Origin of the sequence: Burkholderia sp. PAMC 28687, assembly GCF_001577465.1 — a bacterium.
Classification (GTDB): Bacteria; Pseudomonadota; Gammaproteobacteria; order Burkholderiales; family Burkholderiaceae; genus Caballeronia.
Genome location: NZ_CP014506.1, coordinates 889,715 through 913,311 on the forward strand (window position 1 = coordinate 889,715; position 23,597 = coordinate 913,311).

A 23,597-nucleotide genomic window follows, 5' to 3' on the forward strand; every position below is an offset into this window, starting at 1 on the left:
AATCGCGCGTCCGCACTTGCCGCGTCATGCGTTCATCAACTCGTTGCACTATTAACCAAAGGTGCTGATCGTGAAATCAATCAAGCCGAATCCGGACCGTAAAGACAGTGCTGCAGCGTCTGCGCGTCCATTGCGATCGATCCGCGCCTTGAGCGTCTCCATCGTCTTGGCCGCGGTCGTCATGTTGACGGGTTGCTCGTCTTTCGATGCAGATGGTCACAAGAACAGCGGCTCGTCAGCGACCCCTGCAGTCAAAAAGCGCACGCCTCAACTGAGGCCGGACTATCCGTGTCAGAACCTGCACGTTCGCTTGCCGTCGTGTCCCCCGCGCTGAGTTTCGCGCGGAAATTATCGTTTAAAGAGACCACCCGGGGATCAATCACGAACATGACAAAAATCTCATGTTCATCTCATCTTGGCAGCGTAGCCGGTTCGTATGATGACCCCACATATTCAAGAGTTAATCGAGTAAAGAAAATGCGTATACGCCTATTAGGAGTGGCCGTATCGGCCACGCTTGCCGGCACGGTCGCAGCACAAACCACGGCGACAGAAAGTTCTCCGCCGCTGCGCTTTGATGCAGTCACGCAAACCGCAGGTAACACGGTTCAGACAGTGCCGTTGACGCTGGACGAAGCGCAGCGTATCGCGCTCGACAATAATCCGCTGCTGCTAAGCGCTCGCTCGGAAGCAGACGCAACGGCAGGATCATATATGCAGGCCGGTGCTCGCCCGAATCCGGAAGTGTCATTCCTGCAAGAGGGATTCAAGAGTGCCGAACGGACTTCGACAGGGCTCTTGAGCCAGCGCATCGAACTTGCGGGTCAACGGTCCTACCGCCTGGATGCTGCCTCATACGCGCGGCAGGGTGCTCTCGCATCACTCGATGGACGGGTCGCCATATTGCACGCCGATGTGAGCACAGCGTTTTACGGGGTGTTGTTCGCGCAAAAGACAGTCGAACTCGCCCGGGACTCGGCCGACATCGCAACCCGCTCGGCGCAATTGGTCCAGCGACGTGCGACAGCGGGCAAAGTCTCCCCGGTTGAAGCAACCCGGGCGCAGGTCGCGGCAACCGAAGCTCAGATTGCCCTGACAAGCGCGAACGCGTTCGTTTCGGCTACGCGAGTAAAGCTTGCGTCGACCATGGGAATCCCTGATTTGACGAATCGAGTCGTGACTGGGGACGCCGAAGCGCTGCAGGTGCCTATCGGCTTGTCGGCGCTGCAACAGAGGATCGAAGATTCGCCGGCGGCCCGTCGAGCATTCGCAGAGATAGGCCGTTCCAACGCGATCCTGTCCCTCGAGCGCGCGAGGCGCACGCCGGACATCACCGTGAGCGCCGGCATGAAACGCATCGTCGCAGGCGGGATATCAAGCAATCAGGCTGTGGTCGGTATCTCGATCCCGTTGCCCATCTTCGATACCAATAGAGGCGCGGTGCTCGAGGCCAGGCATCGTGCGGAAAAAGCCAGCTCGGATCGTGACGGGGCGCTCGCGCAAATGCGCATGGACATCGCTCAAGCCTACGCGAGCTATGACGCGGCGAGCTCAGAGGCGCGGCGCTTGAAGAGCGAAGTGCTCCCAGCCGCTCGGCAGGCGCTGGACGCCACGTCACGCGGATTCGACCTGGGCAAGTTCGGTTTCATAGATGTCCTCGATGCACAACGCACGCTCTTCCAGACACGATCGCAGTACCTCAAGGCCTTGATCGCGGCGCGACAGGCTTACGCCGACCTCGAGCGCCTCGTTGGAAATATCGAACTGGCATCGTCATTATCCCCCTCTGCACAACCCTAAGGCACGTCATGGCAAGCAAAAAAAGTCTGGTTCTGGCTGCCGGCGGATCTGCCGTCGTAGTTGCATTCCTGTTGTTGTCAGCGAACTACTTCGGCGCGGACATCAACGGCACAAGCGCAGCGAATGCCGCACCTGCGACCGACCCGTCCGCGGGTCCCCGGGGAGGCACAGTGCTGACAAGCGGGACGCAGTCCATAGAGGTCGTGTTTGTGGAGCAGGGTGACGCCGTGCAGCTTGAGGTATATCCCCTTTCCCAAGGCAAGCCCATCGGTCCCGCCGGTGTTTCCATATCGGGCGTTATAAAGCGCTATGACGGCAGCCAGCAACTGGTCGATTTGGTTGTATCCGGACAAAAATTTGTTTTGCCCGGACCGATTGCGAAGCCTCATGTATTCGACGTCTCGTTGAATGTCCGTGTCGCCGGCGCGAATGCGAGCTATGAGGTGTCTCGCGCAGACGGTGCAATTCGAGTGTCGCCGGACCAGTTGAAGGCGTCCGGCATCGCGATGAAAAACTCGGGGCCGGCGTCGGTCGCCAGTTCGTTTGTTCTCCCGGGCGAAATCAGATTCAACGAAGATGCCACCGCGCATATCGTGCCTCGCGTCGCCGGAATCGTTGAGAAGGTCTCCGTGTCATTGGGTCAGCGTGTCGAGAAAGGCCAGGTGCTGGCGCTCATCGCGAGCACTGACCTTGCAGATCGCCGCAGCGAATTGCTGACAGCCGAGCGCAGGCTATGGGCCGCACAGGCCACGTATGCGCGGGAAAAAACGTTGTGGCTGGAAAAAATATCGGCTGAGCAGGACTATCTGCTGGCCGAGACACAGTTGCGCGAAGCGGAGATCGCGACTGCGAGTGCTCGCCAGAAGTTACTGGCGCTCAATGCTTCTGCTGCCACTGGCGCGCTGAGTCGCTATGAATTGCGGGCGCCATTTACGGGCACGATCGTTGAAAAGCACGTCACTGTTGGCGAAGCGGTTGCGGCTGACGCGAATGTATTGGTCCTGTCCGACCTCAACACGGTATGGGCCGAGATGGCTGTGCCCGCACAACGGCTGAACGATGTCCAGGTTGGCCGGGAAACCACCATCAGTGCGGCGGCGTTCGAGTCGAAAGCCTCGGGGAAAATCGCGTATGTCGGGTCGCTGCTTGGTGAGCAGACCCGAACCGCACCCGCGCGGGTCGTGCTCGCCAATCCAGACGGATCATGGCGCCCCGGCATGTTCGTGAATGTCTCGGTAACTGCAGGTTCAAAGGACGCGCCTGTTGCAGTCGCCACCGACGCGTTGCAGGACATCGACGGCAAGCCTGCGGTCTTCGTTCAGACCTCGAAAGGATTCGTGGCGCAAGGCGTCGAACTGGGCCGCCGTGACGACCGTTTTGTCGAAATCACCAAGGGGCTGAAGGTGGGTCAGCAGTATGCCGCTGCGAACAGCTTCGTTTTAAAAGCCGAACTTGAAAAAGGCAGTGCAGAAGGGCATTGAGCCAATTCCCGCCTCACGGTCATCGACCCCGACAACACCTTGACGGCTCACGGCCTTCGGGAAGGACACGTACCATGTTTGAGCGTTTGATTCGTTTTGCCATCGTGCACCGCTGGCTGGTGATGATCGCGGTTTTTGGCGCCGCGGCGCTCGGCGTCTACAGTTATCAAAAGCTGCCGATCGATGCGGTCCCGGACATTACCAACGTCCAGGTCCAGATCAATACGGCCGCACCCGGTTATTCACCGCTCGAATCCGAACAGCGGATTACGTTTCCGGTCGAGACGGCCATGGCCGGACTTCCCAATCTCCAGCAGACGCGCTCGATTTCCCGCTATGGACTTTCGCAAGTCACCGTCATCTTCAAGGAAGGCACCGATATCTATTTCGCGCGGCAACTGGTGAATGAGCGGATGCAGGAGGCAAAAGACAAGCTCCCGCCCGGCGCAACACCTGCTATGGGTCCCACATCGACCGGCCTCGGCGAAATCTATCTCTGGACTGTCGAAGCAGATGCAAACGCGCGCAAGCCCGATGGAACCGCGTACACACCAACGGACCTGCGGGAATTGCAGGACTGGGTGATCAAGCCGCAGCTTCGCAATGTGACCGGCGTCACCGAGGTCAACTCGATTGGCGGCTTCGTCAAGGAATTCAGAGTCGCCCCTAACCCGACCAAGCTGATGTCATACGGCCTCTCACTTGGCGACGTGGTTCGCGCGCTGGAGCGCAACAATGCGAATGTGGGCGCCGGCTACATCGAAAAGCGAGGGGAACAATACCTTGTCCGTGTGCCGGGACAGACCAAGTCGATCGACGACATCGCCAACGTCATACTGACCAACGTGGGCGGGGTGCCGGTTCGTATCAAGGACGTGGGCCAGGTCGAAATTGGCCGCGAGCTGAGAACCGGGGCCGCAACGGCCAATGGCGAGGAAGTGGTCCTCGGCACGGTGTTCATGCTGATGGGGGAAAACAGCCGCAAGGTTGCAAAAGCAGTCGCGAAGAAGATGGAGGACGTCAATCGCTCGCTGCCTGCCGGAGTTCGTGCCATCACTGTCTACGATCGTACCGTCCTGGTCGAGAAAGCGGTCTCTACAGTCAAAAAGAACCTGTTTGAAGGCGCATTGCTGGTGATCGCGGTCCTGTTCCTGTTCCTCGGCAACATTCGGGCGGCGATCATCACGGCAGCCGTGATTCCGCTTTCGATGCTGATCACGTTCACAGGCATGGTGAACGGCAAGATCAGTGCAAACCTGATGAGTCTGGGTGCACTCGATTTCGGCATCATCGTCGACGGTGCGGTCGTGATCGTCGAGAATTGCATTCGACGGTTATCGCACGCGCAAACCAAAGCGGGCCGGCCACTCTCGCCTGAAGAACGATTCGCAGAGGTGTTCGCTGCCTCTCAGGAGGCGCGCCGGCCCCTGATCTTCGGCCAGTTGATCATCATGGTGGTCTATCTGCCAATCCTTGCCCTCACAGGTGTGGAGGGGAAGATGTTCCACCCGATGGCGATCACGGTCGTCATCGCTTTGGCGGCCGCCATGGTGTTGTCGGTGACGTTTATTCCGGCTGCGGTGGCGCTGTTCATCGGCCGCCGCGTCGCCGAGAAGGAAAGCCGCGTGATGGGCTGGGCCAAACGTGCATACGAGCCGGCGCTGCACGCATTCCTCGCGCGTCCCAAGCGGGTGTTGGGGGGAGCGGTCGTCATCGTCATGTTGACCTTGTTGCTCACGATGCGGCTTGGAAGCGAATTCATTCCCAGTCTGAACGAAGGCGACATGGCTCTTGCAGCGGTGCGCATCCCGAGTACCAGCTTGACTCAATCCGTCACGATGCAGAAAGCGGTCGAGAAGACGCTCAAGGAACGCTTCCCGGAGATCGAGCGCGTGTTTGCAAGAACCGGGACCGCGGAGATTGCCGCCGACCCGATGCCGCCGAACGTCTCCGACGGGTACATCATGTTGAAGCCGGCGGATCAATGGCCAGATCCGAAAAAATCGCGTGAGGCGCTGCTCGCGGAAATGCAAGAGGTGGTCGAGACGCTCCCTGGCAATAACTTCGAGTTCTCGCAGCCGATCCAGCTCAGGTTCAACGAGCTGATCTCGGGCGTGCGAAGCGACGTCGCGGTAAAGATATTCGGCGATGACATGGCCGTGTTGAACGCCACCGCCTCGAAGACTTCGGCGATATTGCAGACAGTGCCCGGTGCGTCCGAGGTGAAGGTCGAGCAGACCACGGGCCTCCCTGTGCTGACCGTCACGCTGGATCGCGAAAAGCTCGCGCGCTACGGCGTGAACATTGCCGATGTTCAGGACACGGTCGCAGCCGCAGTCGGCGGACAGACGGCCGGAACATTCTTTCAAGGTGACCGGCGTTTTGACATTGTCGTCAGGCTTCCTGATGACCTGCGTACGGATATTGAAGCGATCAAGCGATTGCCGATCGCCTTGCCAACCACCGCGGTCGGTTCGGGTGCAGGCGCGAGCGCAGTACCTGTACAAGCCCCGTATGTACCGCTTGCAGAGCTGGCTGACATCGACGTCTCGCCCGGACCGAACCAGATCAGCCGCGAGGACGGCAAGCGCCGGATCGTCATCAGCGCAAATGTCCGCGGACGGGATGTGGGATCATTCGTGGCTGAGGCGCAAGAGAAGTTGCAGCAGGGCGTTCAAATTCCCTCAGGCTACTGGGTGTCCTGGGGCGGCCAGTTCGAGCAGCTGCAAACGGCGACCGCACGGTTGAAGCTCGTGGTCCCGGTTGCGCTGTTGCTTGTTTTCTTGCTGCTCTTCATGATGTTTGATAACGTCAAAGACGGCCTGCTGGTATTCACCGGGATTCCGTTTGCATTGAGCGGTGGCGTGCTGTCGTTATGGATGCGCGGTATTCCGTTATCCATTTCCGCAGCGGTCGGGTTTATTGCACTGTCCGGTGTGGCCGTTCTGAACGGATTGGTGATGATTGCATTTATTCGTAGTTTGCGCGAAGAAGGACGAGACCTCGACACCGCGGTGACAGAGGGTGCGTTCACCCGGCTTCGACCGGTTCTGATGACCGCACTGGTCGCTTCGCTTGGTTTCCTGCCCATGGCTTTCGCCACAGGGACCGGGTCCGAAGTTCAGCGGCCGCTTGCGACTGTTGTGATCGGCGGCATTATCTCGTCTACCGCATTGACTTTGCTGGTGCTGCCTGTGTTGTATCGGGCGTGTCACTCCACGTCTTTCCGGGGGGCGGCAATCAACCTGCTTCGTCCGCTGGTTCCAGCGCGGTTGCGTCGCCGGTTTGGTCAGTCGGCTGGGGAAAGCATATGAGAATCCTGATCGTAGAGGACGAGGCCAAGACGGGAATCTACCTTCGCAAGGGCCTGAATGAAACAGGGTTCGTAGCGGACTGGGTCGCCGACGGCGTGAGCGGTCTGCATCAGGCCCAAACGGAAGACTACGACCTGATCATCCTGGACGTAATGCTTCCGGGGCAGGACGGGTGGTCCATTCTCCAAGAACTGCGCAAGACGCGTCTCACGCCGGTATTGTTTCTGACGGCGCGTGATGATGTGGGCGATCGAGTGAAAGGGCTGGAGCTGGGAGCGGACGACTATCTTGCGAAGCCGTTCGACTTTGTCGAACTGGTGGCGCGAGTGCGATCCATTTTGCGCCGTGGGCAAAGTCGCGACTCGTCCACATTGAAAGTGGCGGACCTGGAACTTGACGTGACCCGCCGAAAAGCGACGCGGCACGGCAAGACGATTCTGTTGACGGCGAAAGAGTTTGCGTTGCTTTGGCTGTTGATGCGGCGCCAGGGCGAGATCCTGCCGCGCTCCACCATTGCGTCGCAAGTCTGGGACATGAATTTCAATAGCGACACAAACGTGGTGGACGCCGTGATCCGCCGGGTGAGAGCCAAAGTCGACGACGACGTCGAGCCAAAGCTGATTCACACGGTTCGTGGCATGGGCTATGTCCTTGAAGAGCGAGCGCGGCCGTCCGAATGATGACAAGTCTGCTGCCTCGAACACTGCGTGCTCGCCTGACAATACTTTTTGCAGTCTCGACGTCGATGCTTCTGGCTGTCAGCGGGCTGTTGCTTTACCAGGCACTGAAGACCAACATCGCCTCGATGTCCGAACAGGAAATGACGACGACATTGACGGCAGCGCGCTCGCACCTGAGTGAAATCAGGACCATCGAGGAGGTTGCGTCAGAAGGTGCTCCACTGGCCGCGCCACTTCACGGCCATCAAAATGTGGATCTGGCGCTCTACGACATGCAAGGGCGAAGACTCACCGGTACCAGTGGATTTCTCGCGAACAGCGCTGTTCTCGCTGCGAAACCCGCCGCTGCACCCAAGGCAATTTCCATCCCGGGGACTACCCTCAGGTATCTTGTCGCGCTCGTGCCTCTGGACGGCGTGCAAGGGCCGGTCGTGCGCGTAGCGGTCCAGTACGACGGAAGAAGTGAGCGCGCGTTATTAAAAGCGTACGCGCTCAGTGTGCTGTTCGTGGTGGTGGTCGGCACCCTGGTTACGGCCGCGGTCGCCTACATGATTGCTTTAATCGGCCTTCGCCCGCTTGCCCGGCTGACGGCAAAAGCCGAAGCGGTTTCGAGCAGCCGGCTGGCGCAGCCTTTGGCCGAGGCAGGCATGGCAGGAGAGCTAAAGGAACTGAGTCAGGCGTTCAACCGCATGCTGGCAAGACTCGATGATTCCTTTGGCCGCCTCAACCGCTTTTCTTCCGATCTTGCACATGACATGCGAACGCCTCTGACCAATTTGCTGGCGGAAGCGCAAGTTGCCTTGACGCAGCCTCGTAGCGGCGACGAATATCGCATGGTCATTGAATCGAGCGTTGACGAGTGCCAGCGGCTGTCGCGCATGATCGATGACATGCTGTTCCTCGCCCGTTGCGACAACTCGCAGAAAAAGCTTGTCTTCGTCCGGATCGATGGCCGCAGGGAAGCGGATCGCATCGCCGGCTTCTATGAGATTTCGGCCGAGGATGCCGGCGTCAACATCGATGTGACCGGGGAAGTGCAGTTTCCTGGTGATCCACTGCTCGTTCAGCGGGCCATCAGCAATCTGGTCTCCAACGCAGTGGCTCATGCGCCCCATGGCACGACGGTAGAGATACGCTGCGAGGCTCGCGGAACGTCCAGCGAAGTCAGTGTCACCGACTTTGGCCGGGGCATTGGCGCCGAGCACATGGATCGTATCTTCGATCGTTTTTATCGGGTCGATCCATCCCGGCATGGCTCCGCGACGGGGACCGGACTTGGGCTTGCCATTGTGCGTTCAATCATGCAGGAGCACGGAGGCGAATGCACTGTCACGAGTATTCCGAATGTCCGGACAACGTTCACGCTCATCTTCCCGGACAACGGTGCTGTCCGATCGGGCGAGACATCGTTGACAGCGCGCGGCCAGCTCTGATCAGCATGCGCCATGCGGTTGTCAGCAGGCACCGGAATTGGATTCATCGGGTCTCAGGCGGCTTGCTCTCCACACCCACTACAAAACTTCGCGCCGGGAGGCAGTGCAACGCCGCACTTGGAGCAGGCAGAAGGTGCCATTGACGCTCCGCATTGCGAACAGAACTTCGCATTCGCCAGATTAGCGGCGCTGCATTTGGGGCACGTTACGCTTGGCGCTGTGTCCCGGCCCCATCCTTGACCTGGGTCGGGATTGTTCCGAACGCTGTCGGCCGGAGCCCGAGGGGCGTCACGATGCTCCGGACGGTTCCCTCCATCTCTTCCCCATCCTTGACCAGAGTCGTAGTGGCCGTCGCGATTGCGGCCGTGCCCTCCACCATGACCGCCCCCGCCGTGACCGGCGCGGTAGCCGCCCAAAAGCTTGTCCAGAAGTCCCATATCGTGCTCCATTCTCAGTTGTTACATCTCGCGTGCAGAAAATTGCCCGTGAGTCATTTGCGCAGCAGGCGCAAACCGTTGCTGACTACCAGCAGGCTTGCACCGACATCAGCAAACACCGCCATCCACATCGTTCCCAATCCCATCAGCGTCAGTGTGAGAAACACCGCTTTGACGCCGAGCGCGAGCGTGATGTTCTGCACAAGGATGCTATGAGTCGCTTTCGACAAACGCACGAAGGCAGGGATCTTGCGAAGGTCGTCATCCATGAGCGCGACGTCGGCCGTTTCGATCGCCGTGTCGGTTCCCATGGCGCCCATCGCGAAGCCGATGTCGGCGCGCGCAAGAGCAGGCGCGTCATTGATGCCGTCGCCGACCATCCCGACCACCGACCCGTCCGCGGACAGATCGACAATCGCCTTGAGCTTGTCTTCCGGCAACTGATTCCCGCGCGCTTCATCGATTCCGACCTGCTGTGCGATCGTGTTCGCGGTGTACGGGTTGTCGCCCGTCAGCATGGCGGTGCGGATGCCGAGCGCGTGCAGGTCTTCGACCGCTTCCCGGCTGCTTTCTTTCACCGTATCGGCGACTGCGAACAGAATGAGCACATGGGTCGGACTGCTCAACATGACGACAGTCTTGCCGTGTCGTTCCAGCGACCCCAGGGTTGCCTCGAGTGAAAGCGAGCATAGTCCGAGCTCTTCAACGAGCCGGTGATTGCCAAGCGTATAAGTTCTTCCCGCCACCACCCCACGCACTCCGCGTCCGGGAATCGCCTCGAAACTGTCGACCGGCATGCGAATGAACCCGGCAATACCTGCTGCCTTGGCGATCGACAGCGAGACCGGGTGATCGGACCGGCCGGCGAGACTGGATGCAATTCGCCGGCATTGTTCGAGATCGGCTTGGTCATCGATCAATTGAACGTCGGTCTGGACGGGCTTGCCGTGGGTGATGGTTCCTGTTTTGTCGAGTGCGAGCCACGTCAGTTTCCTGCCTTCTTCGAGATAAACGCCGCCCTTGACCAGAATGCCCTTGCGTGCCGCTGCGGCGAGGCCGCTCACGATCGTAACGGGGGTCGAGATGACGAGCGCGCACGGACACGCGATCACGAGTAATACAAGCGCCTTGTAAATCCAGTCTTGCCAGCTACCGCCGGAAATAAGCGGTGGCACGATTGCTATGGCGAGGGCGACCGCAAACACAATGGGCGTATAGACGCGCGCGAATTGATCGACAAAGCGTTGGGTCGGCGCTTTCGCACCCTGGGCCTCTTCCACTGCATGGATGATTCGCGCAAGGGTCGTATTGCCGGCGATCGCCGTGACCCGGAACTCGAACGAGCCCGCTTCGTTGATGGTCCCCGCAAATACGGAGTCACCCTCGGTCTTGTCGACAGGCAAGCTTTCGCCGGTGATCGGGGCTTGATTGACGGTTGACCGTCCGGATACAACCGTGCCATCCAGACCAATACGTTCGCCGGGCTTGATCCGAACGATCGCGCCTATGACGACCGCCTTGGCATCGACGTCCTCCCAGGTGCCGTCCGGCTGGCGCACCGTCGCTTTGGCCGGCGTGAGTTGCATCAAACCCTGTATGGCGTTGCGCGCGCGATCGAGCGCTTTCGCCTCGATGAGTTCGGCAATGGTGAAGAGCACCATCACCATCGCGGCCTCGGGCCATTGTCTGAGCACGAGCGCGCCGGTGACGGCGATGCTCATCAGCGCGTTGATGTTCAGGTTGCCGTTGGAGAGGGCGACCCAGCCCTTTTTATACGTGGTCAACCCGCAGGCAACGACAGCAAGAATTGCCAGGGCCGCGGATAACCACATCGACGCCCCCAGCCAGCCCACCGCTTCTGAGCCGATGGCAGCAACCCCGGCCAGCGCGAGAGGCCACCATGGTTTGCTGGTTGCGGCCACCGCGGTGTCGAGCCGGCCAGTCGAGTTCGGCAATTCAGGAATGAATCCAAGCGACCGGATCGCGTCCGCAATGGACTCGAGTGCGTCCGGGGCATGTTCGACCGTGATGACGCGCTGAATGAGATTGAACTCCATGCCTTCGACGGATTTCATTGTTCCGAGCTTCTTTCGAATCAATGCTTCTTCAGTCGGACAATCCATCTGCTTGATACGGATCGGAGTACGAACGTTCTTGCCGGCTTGCTGCGGACTGTCGAGCTTCTGCGTTGGGCGATCGGGCTTGAAACTTGTATCGGACATGGTGACTTCCTTGCTGGAATCGTGCATCCAGTAGACACCCTGCAGCCCCTATAAGGTCAAGTCAATCTTGGCGATAAGTGTGATATTTGGTGCGATCGTAAAAGCAGCCCGGTGCATAGGAAAGTCGATCTTGGCCAAGCGCGCGGAGGTTTTCAAAGCATTGCGCTACGGAAAAATAAGGAAAGCGAATCAATGGAACTTACCGGATTGATTCGTGTAGTGGGAAGAGATGATCATGCGCCGTTGATTCGACTTCAAGCGGTAGCGCATCTGCCACGCCAAAGCATCGAATCAAAAGCAATGGATTTGACGGCGACGGCGACGGCAACGGCGACGGCCACGCGCCAGGCGTGGCGACCGTGATCGATCAGGAAAGCTGCTGAGCGAGCGTCTTTGTAAGCGGCGTATCCACGTTACCCGTATGCAACGTCGTGACCGGCTCGATCAAGACGATCCAGCACTCCTCTTGCGCCACCGGGTTGTGCAGCACGCCACGCGGCACGACATGCATGCTGCCTTGCGCCAGCGGCACCACACGCCCGTCCTCGTACTCCATGCGCAGGTTGCCACGCACGATATAAAACAACTCGTCCTCGCCCTCGTGGCTATGCCATGCAAGTTCGCCGCGCACTTTCGCCACCTTGACGTATTGATCGTTGACCTGGGCCACGACTTTCGGCGACCAGAAGTCCTGAATTGCGTCGAAGGCGGACATCAGGTCGAAGGATTCGGCAAACAACATCGTGTTCATTTTTCATCTCCACATTGGAATGATCGATACCGCTAGCAAAAGGGCCATCGACCCGTTCAGAAGCCGCCATTGTCGCGGCGTCTTCAACAAGCGTGCAAACATCACGCCGGCGGCGCACCAGATAGACAAGGACACGCACGCGGCCAACGCGAAGGCGCCTCCAAGCAGCGCCGCGAGGTGCAGCGGACCGTCCGACAACATGGCGAAGGACGCCGCCGCGCCAAGCGCCATGGCCCAGCCTTTCGGGTTGAGCCACAGCAAACAGGCACCGCCGATAAACGTGGCGGGCACCGCGTTGCCTTTGCCCGCCGCCGGCGGCCCGCTGCGCGCAATTTTCACGGCCAGCCACAGCAGGTAAGCCGAGCCGATGACTTTCATGCCGGTCTGTAACGAGGGCGCGGCGAGCAGGATGCCCGCCAGACCCGCTGCGGCGGCAGCAGCAAGCGTACCGAGCCCGACTGCAATACCGGCCAAAAGCGGCGTTGACTGGATGAATCCGAAGCGCGCGCCCGATGCGGTCGCGAGCGTCGTTGCGCCGCCGGGCGATAGCGTGGCAATCGTGACAAACAACGCGAGTGGGGCGATCGAGTGGGCAGACATGGCCATCCTTGCAGGAGACCGGAGTGTAAGCACTTGCTGTCTATTAGTGAAACGACGAATCATGATGGCGTCCATTACGAGACATAATGCACCCATGAACCGAAATCTCGACATTACGCTCGTCCGCACATTCGTGGCGGTGGCCAACACCGGCAGTATGACCATTGCAGCTAATGCACTCCACCTGACGCAGGGCGCAGTCAGTCAGCAAATCAAGCGGCTTGAGGAAACTTTCGATTGCCTCCTGTTCGAGCGCGACGGCCGGCGGCTCGAACTGTCGCCCGTCGGCGAGCGTTTCCTCGGCAAGGCAAAGCTGCTGCTTGGCATGAACGACGAGATCTGGAACGACATGACGGCCCGCCCGCTCGAAGGCAAGCTGAAGGTCGGCGTGCCGTACGATCTGGTCGGGACCCATTTCCCGCCGGTGTTCAAGGCGTTCAGCGAGGCTTATCCGAACGTCGAGGTTTCGCTCATGTGCGCAACGTCACCGGAACTGATCGATGCGATCGGCGCCGGCTCGCTCGACCTCGCCGTGGTAGAGGAGACTGCCGACGCGGCGAGCGGCGAATGCCTGCGCATCGAGCAACTCGTTTGGGTCGGCGCGCGCGGCGGGAATGCGCATCTCAGGCGGCCGCTGCCTATATCGATGGTCGCCGATTCGTGTTGCTTCAGGCCCGTCGTGCTTGGAGCGCTGCGGGAACGGAGCATCGAATGGCGCACCGTGTTCGAGAGCGGCAACATCGAAGCGACGACCGCCACCGTGCGCAGCGACATGGCGGTCACCGCATGGCTTGCATCGACGATTCCCGGCGACCTCGCAATCCTGCGGGGCGAGGATGATCTCCCGGCCTTGCCAAACTTTGCGATCAGTCTGCGCTTGCCATCGGTCGCGCCCTTCATCGCGCAGGAGTTCGCCCGATATGTGCGCGAACGGTTGGTGCGGGTTTCGTGACAGGGGAGGCAGTTCCCGCTCCGGGGCCTTAGCGCCTGCCGCAGGCCTTTGGACAAGGCCTGCACCGCCTGCCGGCTTTATTCATCAACCGTCTCCGGCACGAACACGGGGCCGCAAGGGCTCGTGCGCATGCCACTCGCCAGACGCTTCCACGGCAGATCGGCGGGATCGGCGGTCATGGGTCCGGGCGCCTTCGCGACAAGCACCGCATGGGCGATGGGTTCGAAATCGGCACGAAAATGCACCGAACTCTTGTTGACAAGCACCTTCATGGATTCCGGCTCGATGCCGGCCACCCGGTACAGATTGCGATCGAGCATCTGCGCCTTGGACGAACTCACGGCGACCAGCACATCGTCGACTCGCAGGCACGCAACGGGACCGAGTTCGGCTAGCATGCCGTTCATCATTGGACCATCGTAGCGGCAACGTCCATCGGAGAGGAACATCACTTCGAAGTTGCCGTTGAACGGTGTATCGCCCGGTACGCCCGACCGGCCTCCGAGCGACAGATCGAGTCGCGCGCCCACGCCGGCCCGATGCGCCGCTGCCGCCGCTTCGGGATCGCAGATGAGGCCGAACGCTGCGCCTTGCGCGCGATGCCGCACGAGCGCGTGCAGCATCTCCATGGTGTTGGCGTCGCCACCGGCGCCGGGATTGTCCTGGGTATCGGCGATAACGACCGGACGGCTCGCCCCGGTGGCCAGATGCATTGCTTCCTGTACGGCTTCATCGGGCGACAAGAACGGCACACGCCATGCGGCTTCCTGATCGATCATGCGGTTAAAGAGTGCATCGACAGCCGCTTGCGCTGCGTGCTTCGTATGACCATAAGCCCAGATGACAGGCCCGCATTCGAAAAAGTCGGCCGCCGGAAAACCCGGCGCAAACGACACGGACACGACCTCGCCGGTTTCCAATGCACCGACATGCTCGTACATGCCGCGCGATGGTTCGAGCAACGTGCACATGCCGTTGATCGGAATCAGGAAGGGAAGGCGCCGCGATGCGCGGTGCAGGGTCTCGCCGGCCATCAGCCGCTCGAGCAGCGCGGCGGCGCGCGCGCCGGTATCGGCCATGTCCACATGCGGATATGTCCGATACGCAACGAGTGCATCGGCCGAGCGCAACATGCGCTCAGTCACGTTTGCATGCAGATCGAGCGACGCCACGATCGGTACGTGCTTGCCAGCCACCTTGTCGATCACAGTGCGGACCCGCTCGAGCAGTTCGCCTTCGCCATCATCGACATGCTCGGCCACCATCGCACCATGCAGGTCGAGATACACCGCGTCGAACTTGCGTGTGCGGGCCGCTTCGACGATCTCGCCGCTGATCCGCTCGAATGCGTCGACGGTCACATGCGCCGAGGGACTCGCGCCCGCCCAGATCACCGGCACGAGCGTATGGCCGGCCGCTTCGGCCGCGCGGATGAAACCGCCTGCGGGAATGTTGACGTCGCGCAGCCCGAGGACGTCTGCACCGCGCGACATCAGAGGGAATCCCTCGCCGCGCTCGAAGTTTTCGTAAGCCGCTTTCGATGGAGCGAAGGTATTGGTTTCGTGCTGGAAGCCTGCGAACAGGATGGTGCGTGCTTGATGAGACAAGATAAGACCTCTCGAAGAAAGTAGGCGTCAGCGCGATGCCGGCGCGGCCGCCGGGCGCATCATGATCAACACGAGCGCACCGAACGCGAGCAAGCCGGCCATCACGTACAGACCGGCCTGGAGACTGCCCGTCGCGGTGCGCGCCCAGCCGATGATCGTGGGACTGAGAAAGCCGCCAGTGAGGCCGATCGTGTTGATGAGGGCGATACCGCCCGAGGCCCCATCGCCCTTGAGGTAGTCCGGCGGCATCGCCCAGAACACCGTGTAGGCAACCCACATCATTGCGGTGGCGATGGTGATGCAGATGAGCGAAATCGCGAGTTGGCCGCCGTAGAACGTGGCGATCGCAAGCGTCACGGCACCGATCAGCGCAGGAATGGCGCTGTGATAACGGCGCTCGCCGCGGCGATCGGAACTGCGTCCGACAACCGTCATCGCAATCGCCGATGCAATGTACGGAATCGCGGAATACAGGCCGATCTGCATGGTGTCGGTGACGCCATCGGCTTTAAGGATCGTCGGCAACCAGAAGCTGACCGCGTAGATCCCGCAGATGAAGCAGAAGTACGGCACGGCCATCAGATAGACACGCGGGTCCTTCGCAACCTGCGCGAACGAATGATGAGTGCTCGACGATTCGACTTCCGATGCAAGCAGACGCTTCTCTGCGTCGTTCAGCCAGCGGGCATCGGCGGGGCGATCGTCGAGGACGAACAGCGCGAGAATGCCGAAGATCACGCAGGGCAAGCCTTCGACGAGGAACATCCACTGCCAGCCGTCGAGACCGTGCGCGCCGGAAAACGACGTCATGATCCAGGTGGAAAGCGGGCCGCCGAACATGCCGCCCAAGGGGCCGGCGAGCATCACGATCGCCATCACCTGCGCCATGCGTGCGCGGCTGTACCAGTAGGTCAGGTAGAAGATCATGCCGGGTGCGAAGCCCGCTTCGAAGACGCCGAGCAGGAAACGCATTGCATAGAACATCGGCTCGTTGCGCACGAACAGCATGGCCGCCGATGTCAGCCCCCATAGCACCATGATCCGGCTGATGGTCTTGCGCGCGCCGATCTTCGGCAACAGCAGGTTGCTCGGCACTTCGAACAGCACGTAGCCGAGGAAGAAGATTCCTGCGCCGAGTCCATAGACTGCATCGGAGATACCGAGATCGATCTGCATCTGCAGTTTGGCAAAGCCAATGTTGACCCGATCCAGATACGCGAAGGTATAGCAGAGCAGCAGGAACGGAAGTAGTCGCCAGTTCAGTTTGCGATACAAGGCGGCATGCCGGTCGTCGGTCAGCGTGGAAGGGATGGCGGACAAGGCAGTCTCCGGAAGACATGGGGCGCGCACGGCGCGAAAACGTTGCAAAACCAATCGTCGGCATCCAAAATTAGGCGAGCAAGAGCAACCGAAGTTGGCTATCGTTGCCTTGCGGGCAACACCGAACCGACACCGGGCATCTGATCGACGAGGAGCGAATGCGAGAACTGAATCAACGGCGGTTGCGCTATTTCTACGAGGTGCTTACCTGTGGCTCGATCCGTGCGGCAGCCGACAGTCTAAACACGGCCCCGTCTGTCATCACGCGGCAGATCCGGTTGCTCGAGGAAGAGATCGGCGCGGTGCTCTTCGAGCGTCAGGCCCGAGGGGTTCAGCCGACCGACGCAGCGTCGCATCTGCTTGAATACTGGCGCGGCTGCCAGTCGCAGCAGGAACAACTCGAAGACCATCTCCAGGAACTGCGTGGCCTGCAGCGCGGGCAGATCAGGCTCGCGATCAGCGAGGGGTACATAGACGGATTGATGGAGCAGGTGCTCACGGACTTCTGCATTCAATACCCGAACCTGGATGTGGCCGTCGACATCTTGCCGGTCAACAACGTGCAGGTCGAGGTGGCGGAGAGTCGCGCGCACATCGGCCTCGCTTATAACCCGCCCGCGCATGCGGAGATCGAATACCGGGCAACTGCGTCGCAACCCGTCGTGCTGCTCGTCCATGCACAGCATCCGCTCGCACAGCGCGGCGGTCCCGTGACTGTCGATGAGATGCTGCAGTGTCCACTCGCCCTGATGCCGCCGGCCTTCGGTCTCGGTCAAGTGGTCGAACTGCTTGCGTATGCAGAGAATCTGCGAATTCGCCCGACACTCACGACGAATTCGCTGGCGGTGTTACGTCACTTCGTGAAGCGCGGCGAGGGCGCGACGTTGATTGGCGCGTTCTCGGTGTATCGGGAAATTGCCGCGGGCGAACTGGTGGCGCTGCCAATCAGGCATCCGGTCTTCGAGGCAGCGAAGGCGCGGGTGCTGGTGAAATCAGGGCGGCCGCTCGCCGCAGCCGCCAAAGAGTTGCTGAAGTGGATCCTGGAACGGATGACTGTCTTTCAAACGCCGCCTGAGCCCGCACCGCCAGCCACCGGGCCACGCCGCCGCGCTGTGGTCATAAGCAAGGAACGTCGTCGGTGAATACCCTCGATTGACGCTGCCCGACTTCAAGCCGATACTTTGTCCGTACAAACTAACAATTGAGACGGGAGCATCGAGCATGCAAGCCGAAGAAGTGGGAAAGCAGCGGTATCGCGCAAGCTATGGCCGGTATTTCGAGGAATTCACGGTCGGAGATATCTACGAACATCGTCCGGGCCGCACGATCACCGAGGCCGACAACATCCATTTCTCTTTGCTGACGATGAACTTTCATCCGATGCACTGCGACGCCGCTCACGCGGCTAAAAGCGAATTTGGCCAGTTGCTGGTGAATAGCGGCCTGACGGTTGCGATCGTGCTCGGCATGTCCGTCAACGATGTCAGCGGAAAAGCCATCGCCAACCTCGGCTGGAAAGAGATCAAGCTGACAGGTCCGGTGTTTTGCGGCGATACGCTGTATGCCGAGTCGGAAGTGCTGGAAAAGCGTGAATCGAAATCCCGTCCCACGCAAGGCATCGTCACGGTTCACACGCGTGCATTCAAGCAGGACGGCACCGCGGTCATGGACTTCGTGCGCACCGCGCTGATCGCGAAACGCGGTCACGGCACGGGGGATTAGAACACCGTTTCAACCCGCAGGAGATGTCGATTCGGCCCAAGAACGAACGGCGTTTCAACTCACTCTCACAGTAAGGAGACGACTGTGAATCAACTCGTAAGCTCAGGTGCGCGCCTGGACAGATTGCCGATGGCGCGCTTCCACTGGAAGATCCTCGGCCTCATCAGCGCGGGAGCGTGCCTCGATGCATTCGATGTGTATCTTGCCGGCGGCGTTGCCGCGGCGATGATGAAGCAGGGCTTCTCGACGCTTCAGTTGAATGCGCTGTTTGTATCGGCGGGATTTTTCGGGATGGTGATCGGTGCGGGCTTGTCCGGTTATCTCGGCGACCGGTTCGGACGCCGCTCTTCTTACCAGTTCAACCTCGCGCTGTTCGGCGTCATGTCGATTGCCGCCGCGTTCGCGCCGAGCATCTACTGGCTGATCGGCTGCCGTTTCCTGATGGGCATCGGGCTCGGTGCGGAACTCGTGGTTGCGGCCGGCACGCTGTGCGAATTCATTCCGCCGGCGTATCGCGGACGATGGATCTCGTTGCTCGGATTGATCGTCAACTCCGGGCTCGTGATCGCCACGAGTGTGGGCTATGTCGTGATTCCGATGTTCGGATGGCGCTGGATGTTCGGCATTGCGGGGATCGGCGCGATGATCGTCTGGGCCTTGCGCCACAGCATGCCGGAGTCGCCGCGCTGGCTCGAATCGGTCGGCCGCCTTGAAGAAGCGGAGCGTACTGTCAGCGCAATCGAAGCGGAGGTGGCGAAGCAGCGCGGGCCGTTGCCCGAATGCGCGCGCACGCAGAATCTCGAAGTCCCGCAACTGCCGTTCAGCGCACTGTTCCGGCGCGGCATGATCGGCCGCACGCTGACGGCGGCGCTTACCGCGGTCGCGGTGAATGTCGCGGTGTACGGCTTTGTTGCGTGGCTGCCGACCTTCTTCGTAAGGGAAGGCCGGGACGTCGTGACATCGCTGGGCTTCACCACGCTGATGTCGTTCGGCGCGCCGTTTGGCGCGGTGCTCGGCTTTCTCAGCGCCGACCGGCTGGGCCGCGCCAAGGGTCTCGTGTTTTTCTCGGCGATGACCATCGTGCTCGGTTTCATCTATCCGCAGATGGTTGCGAACGTGGCGATTGCGTGCGTTGGCTTCGTCCTGGTGAGTTGCATCTTCGCCATCGTCACGCTGGGCCTTTTCGGCTACGTGCCCGAGTTGTTCCCGACTGCCTTGCGCTTGCGGGGAACGGGTGCCGCGGGCGTATGCGGCCGGCTTGCGTCCATGACCACGTCGTATGCCGCCGTGCTGCTGTATCAGCAGTTCGGGTTATTCGGGGTGCTCGGCATGGTCTCGGGCGTGCTGGTGCTGCTGATCGTGGCGGTCATTTCACTGGGTGTCGATGCAAACCAGTATTCGCTCGAAGCGGCATCGCCCGACGAAGATGCGCTCGATACCCAACTGGATTTCAAGCAAGGAGGAATTGCACGGTGAGCTCAACTTCCATCTCCGCAGCGCTTGCCCGCTTCACGACGAACCTGCGGCTCGACGATGTGCCACAGGCCGTCCGCGAACGCGCCAAGCATTTGATACTCGACAGCATCGGTCTCGCATTTGCCACGACCATGTTCAACTATTCGCGTGCGACGCTTGCCGCCATGCAGGAACTCGATAGCGGCCACGCGTCGGTGTTCGCGCATTCGGAGCGGCTTGCGATGCGCGACGCAATGCTTTTCAACGGCCTTCTGATCCACGGCCTCGATTTCGACGATACCCACGCACGGGGCGTCATTCATTCGACCGCGAGCGCCTTGCCCTGCGTGTTCGGGCTTGGCGAGCGCGAGAACGCAAGCGGCGCCGATCTGCTCGCCGCCTATCTTTGTGCGATGGAAGTATCGACCCGGGTGGGCGCCGTTGCGCAAGGTGGTTTCCACAAGACGGGTTTTCATCCCACGGGACTGGCCGGCGCGTTCGGCTGCACGCTGGCGGCCGCACGTCTCCTCGGTCTCGACGAAGCCCGCGCGACGCATGCGCAGGGCATTGCGCTGTCCATGGCGTCGGGCAGCCTGGAATTCCTGCAGGACGGCGCGTGGACCAAGCGTCTGCATCCGGGCTGGGCCGCGGTCAGCGGCACGGTTGCGGCGTCGCTTGCAAAGCATGGATTCGTGGGCCCCGGTGCGCCTTATGAAGGCCGCTATGGGCTTTATTCGCTGCACCTGAATGACGATGCCACGCCGGATCTTTCCATTGCGACGAACGGGCTCGGCGAGCAATGGGAGATCGACCATGTTGCGCTCAAGCCGATTCCCGCATGCCATTTCACCCATGCATCGTCCGATGCCGCGGTCGAATTGCACAAGCAGCACGGCCTCAGCATCGATGAAATCGAAAACGTCGTCGTGCGCGTGCCGGGTGCGACCGTGAACGTGATCTGCGAGCCGGTCGCGAACAAGAAGCGTCCGGCGAACAGCTACGACGCGCAGTTCAGCATTCCGTACATCGTGGCGACAGGCTTGCTCAAGGGACGCTTCACGCTCGATGACCTCGACGACGCGGCGCTCGCCGATCCAGCCGTGCTGGCCCTGGCGCAACGCGTCAATTACGAAGTGGATCACGAGTCCACGTTCCCGCGCCATTACACCGGCGAAGTGATTGTCTTCACACGCGATGGCCGCCGTCTTGCGCATCGCGAGGCGATCAATCGCGGCTCGTCCGATCGGCCGCTGACCAACGACGACATCGTCGCCAAGTTCTTCGATAACGCGCAGCGCGTGGTCTCGCGCGAGCGCGCCGCGCAGGTGCGCGACGCCGTGCTAAATCTCGAACGGTCTTCCGTATCCACGCTCGCAGACGTGCTGCGCCGTCCCGGCTAATTGTTGCTGCATGCATTCAGGGCCCGTCAGGGCAGGAGATTTTCATGGCTACCATCGATGTAGAAACGATTGAAACAGCAGAAGAGGCGAAGGCTAACGAGGTGCTGATCCTCGACATGCTCGACCGTTTTCTCAAGACGGAAGTGAAGCCGTATGTCCACGCACTCGAAGCGGCCGACGAGTACCCGCACGAGATCGTCGAGAAAATGAAGGACATGGGATTGTTCGGATGCCTGATCAGTCAGGAATACGGCGGACTGGGTCTTTCCACATCGACGTACGCGAAGATTGTCGACCGGATCTCGGCGGTCTGGATGTCGGTGAGCGGCATCATCAACTCGCATCTGATCATGGCGATGACCGTGCAGCGCAACGGCACCGAGGAACAGAAGCGTGCCTACCTGCCGCGCATGGCGACCGGCGAATTGCGTGGCGGCATTGGGCTGACGGAGCCGGATTGCGGCACGGACCTTCAGGCGATCCGCACGGTGGCGCGGCGCGAGGGCGACGAGTATGTAGTCAATGGCAACAAGACCTGGATCACGAACAGCCTGCACGGGAACGTCCTGGCGTTGCTCGTGAAGACCGACCCGAAGGCGGAGCCGCGGCACAAGGGCATGACGCTCTTGCTCGTCGAAAAGGGTCCGGGCTTCGAAGTGAGCCGCAAGCTCGAAAAGCTCGGGTACAAGGGTATTGATACGTGCGAGCTGACCTTCACGGATTTCCGCGTGCCGGTGTCGCAGGTGATCGGCGGCGTAGAAGGACTGGGACTCAAGCAGATTCTGGGCGGCCTGGAACTGGGGCGCATCAACGTGGCCGCGCGTGGCGTGGGATTGGCGCAGGCAGCGCTCGATGAATCCGTGTCCTATTCGCAGCAGCGCAAGACTTTCGGCAAGCCGATTTGCGAACATCAGGCGATTGCGCTGAAGCTGGGCGAGATGGCGACACGCTTGCAGGCTGCGCGTCTTTTGACCGAAGCGGCGGCGGTTGCTTACGACCGCGGCGAACGCTGCGACATGGAAGCCGGCATGGCGAAATACTTCGCCACTGAAGCCGCGCTTGAGAACAGCATCGAGGCCATGCGAATTCATGGCGCCTATGGCTACTCGAAGGAGTTCAACGTCGAGCGCCTGTACCGCGATGCGCCGCTCTTGTGCATTGGCGAAGGCACCAACGAGATGCAGCGAATCATCATCGCCAAGAACCTTATTGCGAGGAACCCGGTATGACTTTGCCGCTCTCAGGCGTGCGTATTGTCGCGGTCGAACAGTACGGCGCGGGTCCGTTCGCGACGCAGCATCTGGCCGATCTCGGCGCGGAAATCATCAAGGTGGAGAATTTCCGCGAAGGCGGCGATGTCGGGCGCGCGGTCGGTCCATATTTTTTCGGCGAAGGCGACAGCCATTTTTTCGAGGCGTTCAACCGCAATAAGTGCAGCCTGACGCTCGATCTCAAGAAGCCGGAAGCACGCGGTGTCCTTCTCGACCTGGTGAAGAAAAGCGACGCGGTCTTCAACAACCTGCGCGGCGATCTGCCCGCAAAGCTCGGGCTGACTTACGACCAGCTGAAAGAGTCGAATCCGGCGATCGTCTGCGGTCACTTGTCGGCTTATGGGCGCACCGGAAGCCGTGCGTCGTGGCCGGGTTACGACTACCTGATGCAAGCGGAAGCAGGGTATCTGTCGGTCACGGGCGAGCCTGACAGTCCGCCGGCGCGCTTCGGGCTGTCTATCATCGACTTGATGACGGGCACGACCGCCGCCATGGCGCTGCTTGCCGGAATCGTGCAGGCGCGCGCTTCCGGCATCGGCCGCGACATGGACGTCAGTCTCTTCGATGTCGCCATGCACAATCTCGCTTATGTCGCCACGTGGTACCTGAACGGCGACGTGGTGACGGGGCGCGATCGCCGCTCGGCGCATCCTTCGCTCACGCCGAGCCAGTTGTACAAGACACAGGACGGCTGGATCTTCCTGATGTGCAACAAGGAGAAATTCTGGGGTGTGCTGGCCGAGGTCCTCGACAAACCGTCGTGGGTCACGGACGAACGCTTCAACAATTTCAAGGCGAGGCTGCTCAACCGGGACTTGCTTGAAAAGGAACTCGATGCCGCGCTTTCCACGGCAAAGACCGAAGAGTGGCTCAAGCGTTTCGGGGGCCGTGTGCCCGCGGCGCCGGTCTACGACGTCAGGCAGGCGCTCGACAATCCCTTCGTGGCGGAGCGCGAGGGCGTGGTCAATGCCGAGCATCCGCGCTTCGGGAAGATCCGCGGCGTGGCGGCGCCGGTGCGCGTGGATGAGGCGCTGCCACTGCGCGCAGCCCCGGATCTGGGCCAGGATACGGACAGGCTGCTCGCGGAACTCGGTTACGATGCTAAACGGATCGCCTCGCTTCGCGAGAAGGCCGTCGTGCAATGAGCTCCGA

The 23,597-nt window shown here is 60.8% G+C and carries 19 protein-coding genes; 13 read left to right on the forward strand and 6 right to left on the reverse strand.

The annotated features are described in order from the left end of the window. Window positions 1-477: 477 nt before the first annotated feature. From AX768_RS19430 to AX768_RS19450, 5 genes are all read left to right on the forward strand, one after another. Window positions 478-1,800 carry a TolC family protein gene (locus tag AX768_RS19430; protein ID WP_082778939.1) on the forward strand — a complete coding sequence of 441 codons (1,323 nt, stop codon included), beginning with the start codon at window positions 478-480 and terminating at the stop codon, window positions 1,798-1,800. Window positions 1,801-1,808: 8 nt separating this feature from the next. After that, complete coding sequence (locus tag AX768_RS19435; RefSeq protein ID WP_062001706.1) at window positions 1,809-3,281, forward strand: efflux RND transporter periplasmic adaptor subunit; 1,473 nt, start codon at window positions 1,809-1,811, stop codon at window positions 3,279-3,281. Between the two features lie 74 nt (window positions 3,282-3,355). After that, entirely contained in the window at window positions 3,356-6,595 is a 3,240-nt protein-coding gene (locus AX768_RS19440) for an efflux RND transporter permease subunit (RefSeq protein ID WP_062001707.1), read from the forward strand. Further along, window positions 6,592-7,275 (forward strand): heavy metal response regulator transcription factor IrlR, encoded by a 684-nt coding sequence (gene irlR, locus AX768_RS19445; protein ID WP_062001708.1) that lies wholly within the window; start codon window positions 6,592-6,594, stop codon window positions 7,273-7,275. Before AX768_RS19440 ends, irlR begins: the two co-directional genes overlap by 4 nt. After that, window positions 7,272-8,708, forward strand: coding sequence for a heavy metal sensor histidine kinase (locus AX768_RS19450; protein ID WP_062001709.1), 1,437 nt, complete (start codon window positions 7,272-7,274; stop codon window positions 8,706-8,708). The genes irlR and AX768_RS19450 overlap by 4 nt, the downstream gene beginning before the upstream one ends. 53 nt (window positions 8,709-8,761) lie before the next feature. Here the strand turns inward: AX768_RS19450 and AX768_RS32075 are convergent, their stop codons facing one another. Both AX768_RS32075 and AX768_RS19455 read right to left on the reverse strand, forming a co-directional pair. Continuing rightward, window positions 8,762-9,157 carry a zinc ribbon domain-containing protein gene (locus AX768_RS32075; protein ID WP_082778940.1) on the reverse strand — a complete coding sequence of 132 codons (396 nt, stop codon included), beginning with the start codon at window positions 9,155-9,157 and terminating at the stop codon, window positions 8,762-8,764. A 41-nt stretch (window positions 9,158-9,198) separates the two neighbouring features. Beyond that, the gene (locus AX768_RS19455) at window positions 9,199-11,367 is read right to left on the reverse strand and encodes a heavy metal translocating P-type ATPase (protein WP_231941409.1); all 2,169 of its coding nucleotides are present in this window, start codon (window positions 11,365-11,367) and stop codon (window positions 9,199-9,201) included. Between the two features lie 192 nt (window positions 11,368-11,559). On the opposite strand from AX768_RS19455, the gene AX768_RS32850 reads away from it, so the two are divergent. Next, window positions 11,560-11,730 carry a hypothetical protein gene (locus AX768_RS32850; RefSeq protein ID WP_155524284.1) on the forward strand — a complete coding sequence of 57 codons (171 nt, stop codon included), beginning with the start codon at window positions 11,560-11,562 and terminating at the stop codon, window positions 11,728-11,730. 4 nt (window positions 11,731-11,734) lie between these two features. Here the strand turns inward: AX768_RS32850 and AX768_RS19460 are convergent, their stop codons facing one another. Beyond that, the gene (locus tag AX768_RS19460; protein WP_062001710.1) at window positions 11,735-12,118 is read right to left on the reverse strand and encodes a cupin domain-containing protein; all 384 of its coding nucleotides are present in this window, start codon (window positions 12,116-12,118) and stop codon (window positions 11,735-11,737) included. 3 nt (window positions 12,119-12,121) lie between these two features. Further along, window positions 12,122-12,718 (reverse strand): LysE family translocator, encoded by a 597-nt coding sequence (locus tag AX768_RS19465; RefSeq protein WP_062002345.1) that lies wholly within the window; start codon window positions 12,716-12,718, stop codon window positions 12,122-12,124. 94 nt (window positions 12,719-12,812) lie between these two features. On the opposite strand from AX768_RS19465, the gene AX768_RS19470 reads away from it, so the two are divergent. After that, complete coding sequence (locus AX768_RS19470; protein WP_062001711.1) at window positions 12,813-13,670, forward strand: LysR family transcriptional regulator; 858 nt, start codon at window positions 12,813-12,815, stop codon at window positions 13,668-13,670. 77 nt (window positions 13,671-13,747) lie between these two features. Here the strand turns inward: AX768_RS19470 and AX768_RS19475 are convergent, their stop codons facing one another. After that, on the reverse strand, window positions 13,748-15,277 hold the full coding sequence (locus AX768_RS19475) for a M81 family metallopeptidase (protein ID WP_062001712.1): 1,530 nt from the start codon (window positions 15,275-15,277) through the stop codon (window positions 13,748-13,750). Between the two features lie 27 nt (window positions 15,278-15,304). Then, window positions 15,305-16,597, reverse strand: a complete 1,293-nt coding sequence (locus tag AX768_RS19480) for an MFS transporter (RefSeq protein ID WP_062001713.1) — start codon at window positions 16,595-16,597, stop codon at window positions 15,305-15,307. 158 nt (window positions 16,598-16,755) lie between these two features. On the opposite strand from AX768_RS19480, the gene AX768_RS19485 reads away from it, so the two are divergent. The 6 genes from AX768_RS19485 to AX768_RS19510 all read left to right on the forward strand — a co-directional run bounded on the left by AX768_RS19485 (window position 16,756) and on the right by AX768_RS19510 (window position 23,590). After that, window positions 16,756-17,739, forward strand: a complete 984-nt coding sequence (locus tag AX768_RS19485) for a LysR family transcriptional regulator (RefSeq protein ID WP_082778942.1) — start codon at window positions 16,756-16,758, stop codon at window positions 17,737-17,739. Between the two features lie 79 nt (window positions 17,740-17,818). Beyond that, the gene (locus AX768_RS19490; RefSeq protein ID WP_062001714.1) at window positions 17,819-18,319 is read left to right on the forward strand and encodes a MaoC family dehydratase; all 501 of its coding nucleotides are present in this window, start codon (window positions 17,819-17,821) and stop codon (window positions 18,317-18,319) included. Between the two features lie 129 nt (window positions 18,320-18,448). Next, window positions 18,449-19,795: an MFS transporter gene (locus AX768_RS19495; protein ID WP_062001715.1), complete on the forward strand. Its 1,347-nt coding sequence runs from the start codon at window positions 18,449-18,451 to the stop codon at window positions 19,793-19,795. After that, the gene (locus AX768_RS19500) at window positions 19,792-21,174 is read left to right on the forward strand and encodes an MmgE/PrpD family protein (RefSeq protein WP_062001716.1); all 1,383 of its coding nucleotides are present in this window, start codon (window positions 19,792-19,794) and stop codon (window positions 21,172-21,174) included. Before AX768_RS19495 ends, AX768_RS19500 begins: the two co-directional genes overlap by 4 nt. Window positions 21,175-21,218: 44 nt before the next feature. Beyond that, complete coding sequence (locus AX768_RS19505) at window positions 21,219-22,403, forward strand: acyl-CoA dehydrogenase family protein (protein WP_062001717.1); 1,185 nt, start codon at window positions 21,219-21,221, stop codon at window positions 22,401-22,403. Then, window positions 22,400-23,590, forward strand: coding sequence for a CaiB/BaiF CoA transferase family protein (locus AX768_RS19510; RefSeq protein ID WP_062001718.1), 1,191 nt, complete (start codon window positions 22,400-22,402; stop codon window positions 23,588-23,590). The genes AX768_RS19505 and AX768_RS19510 overlap by 4 nt, the downstream gene beginning before the upstream one ends. Window positions 23,591-23,597: the final 7 nt, after the last annotated feature.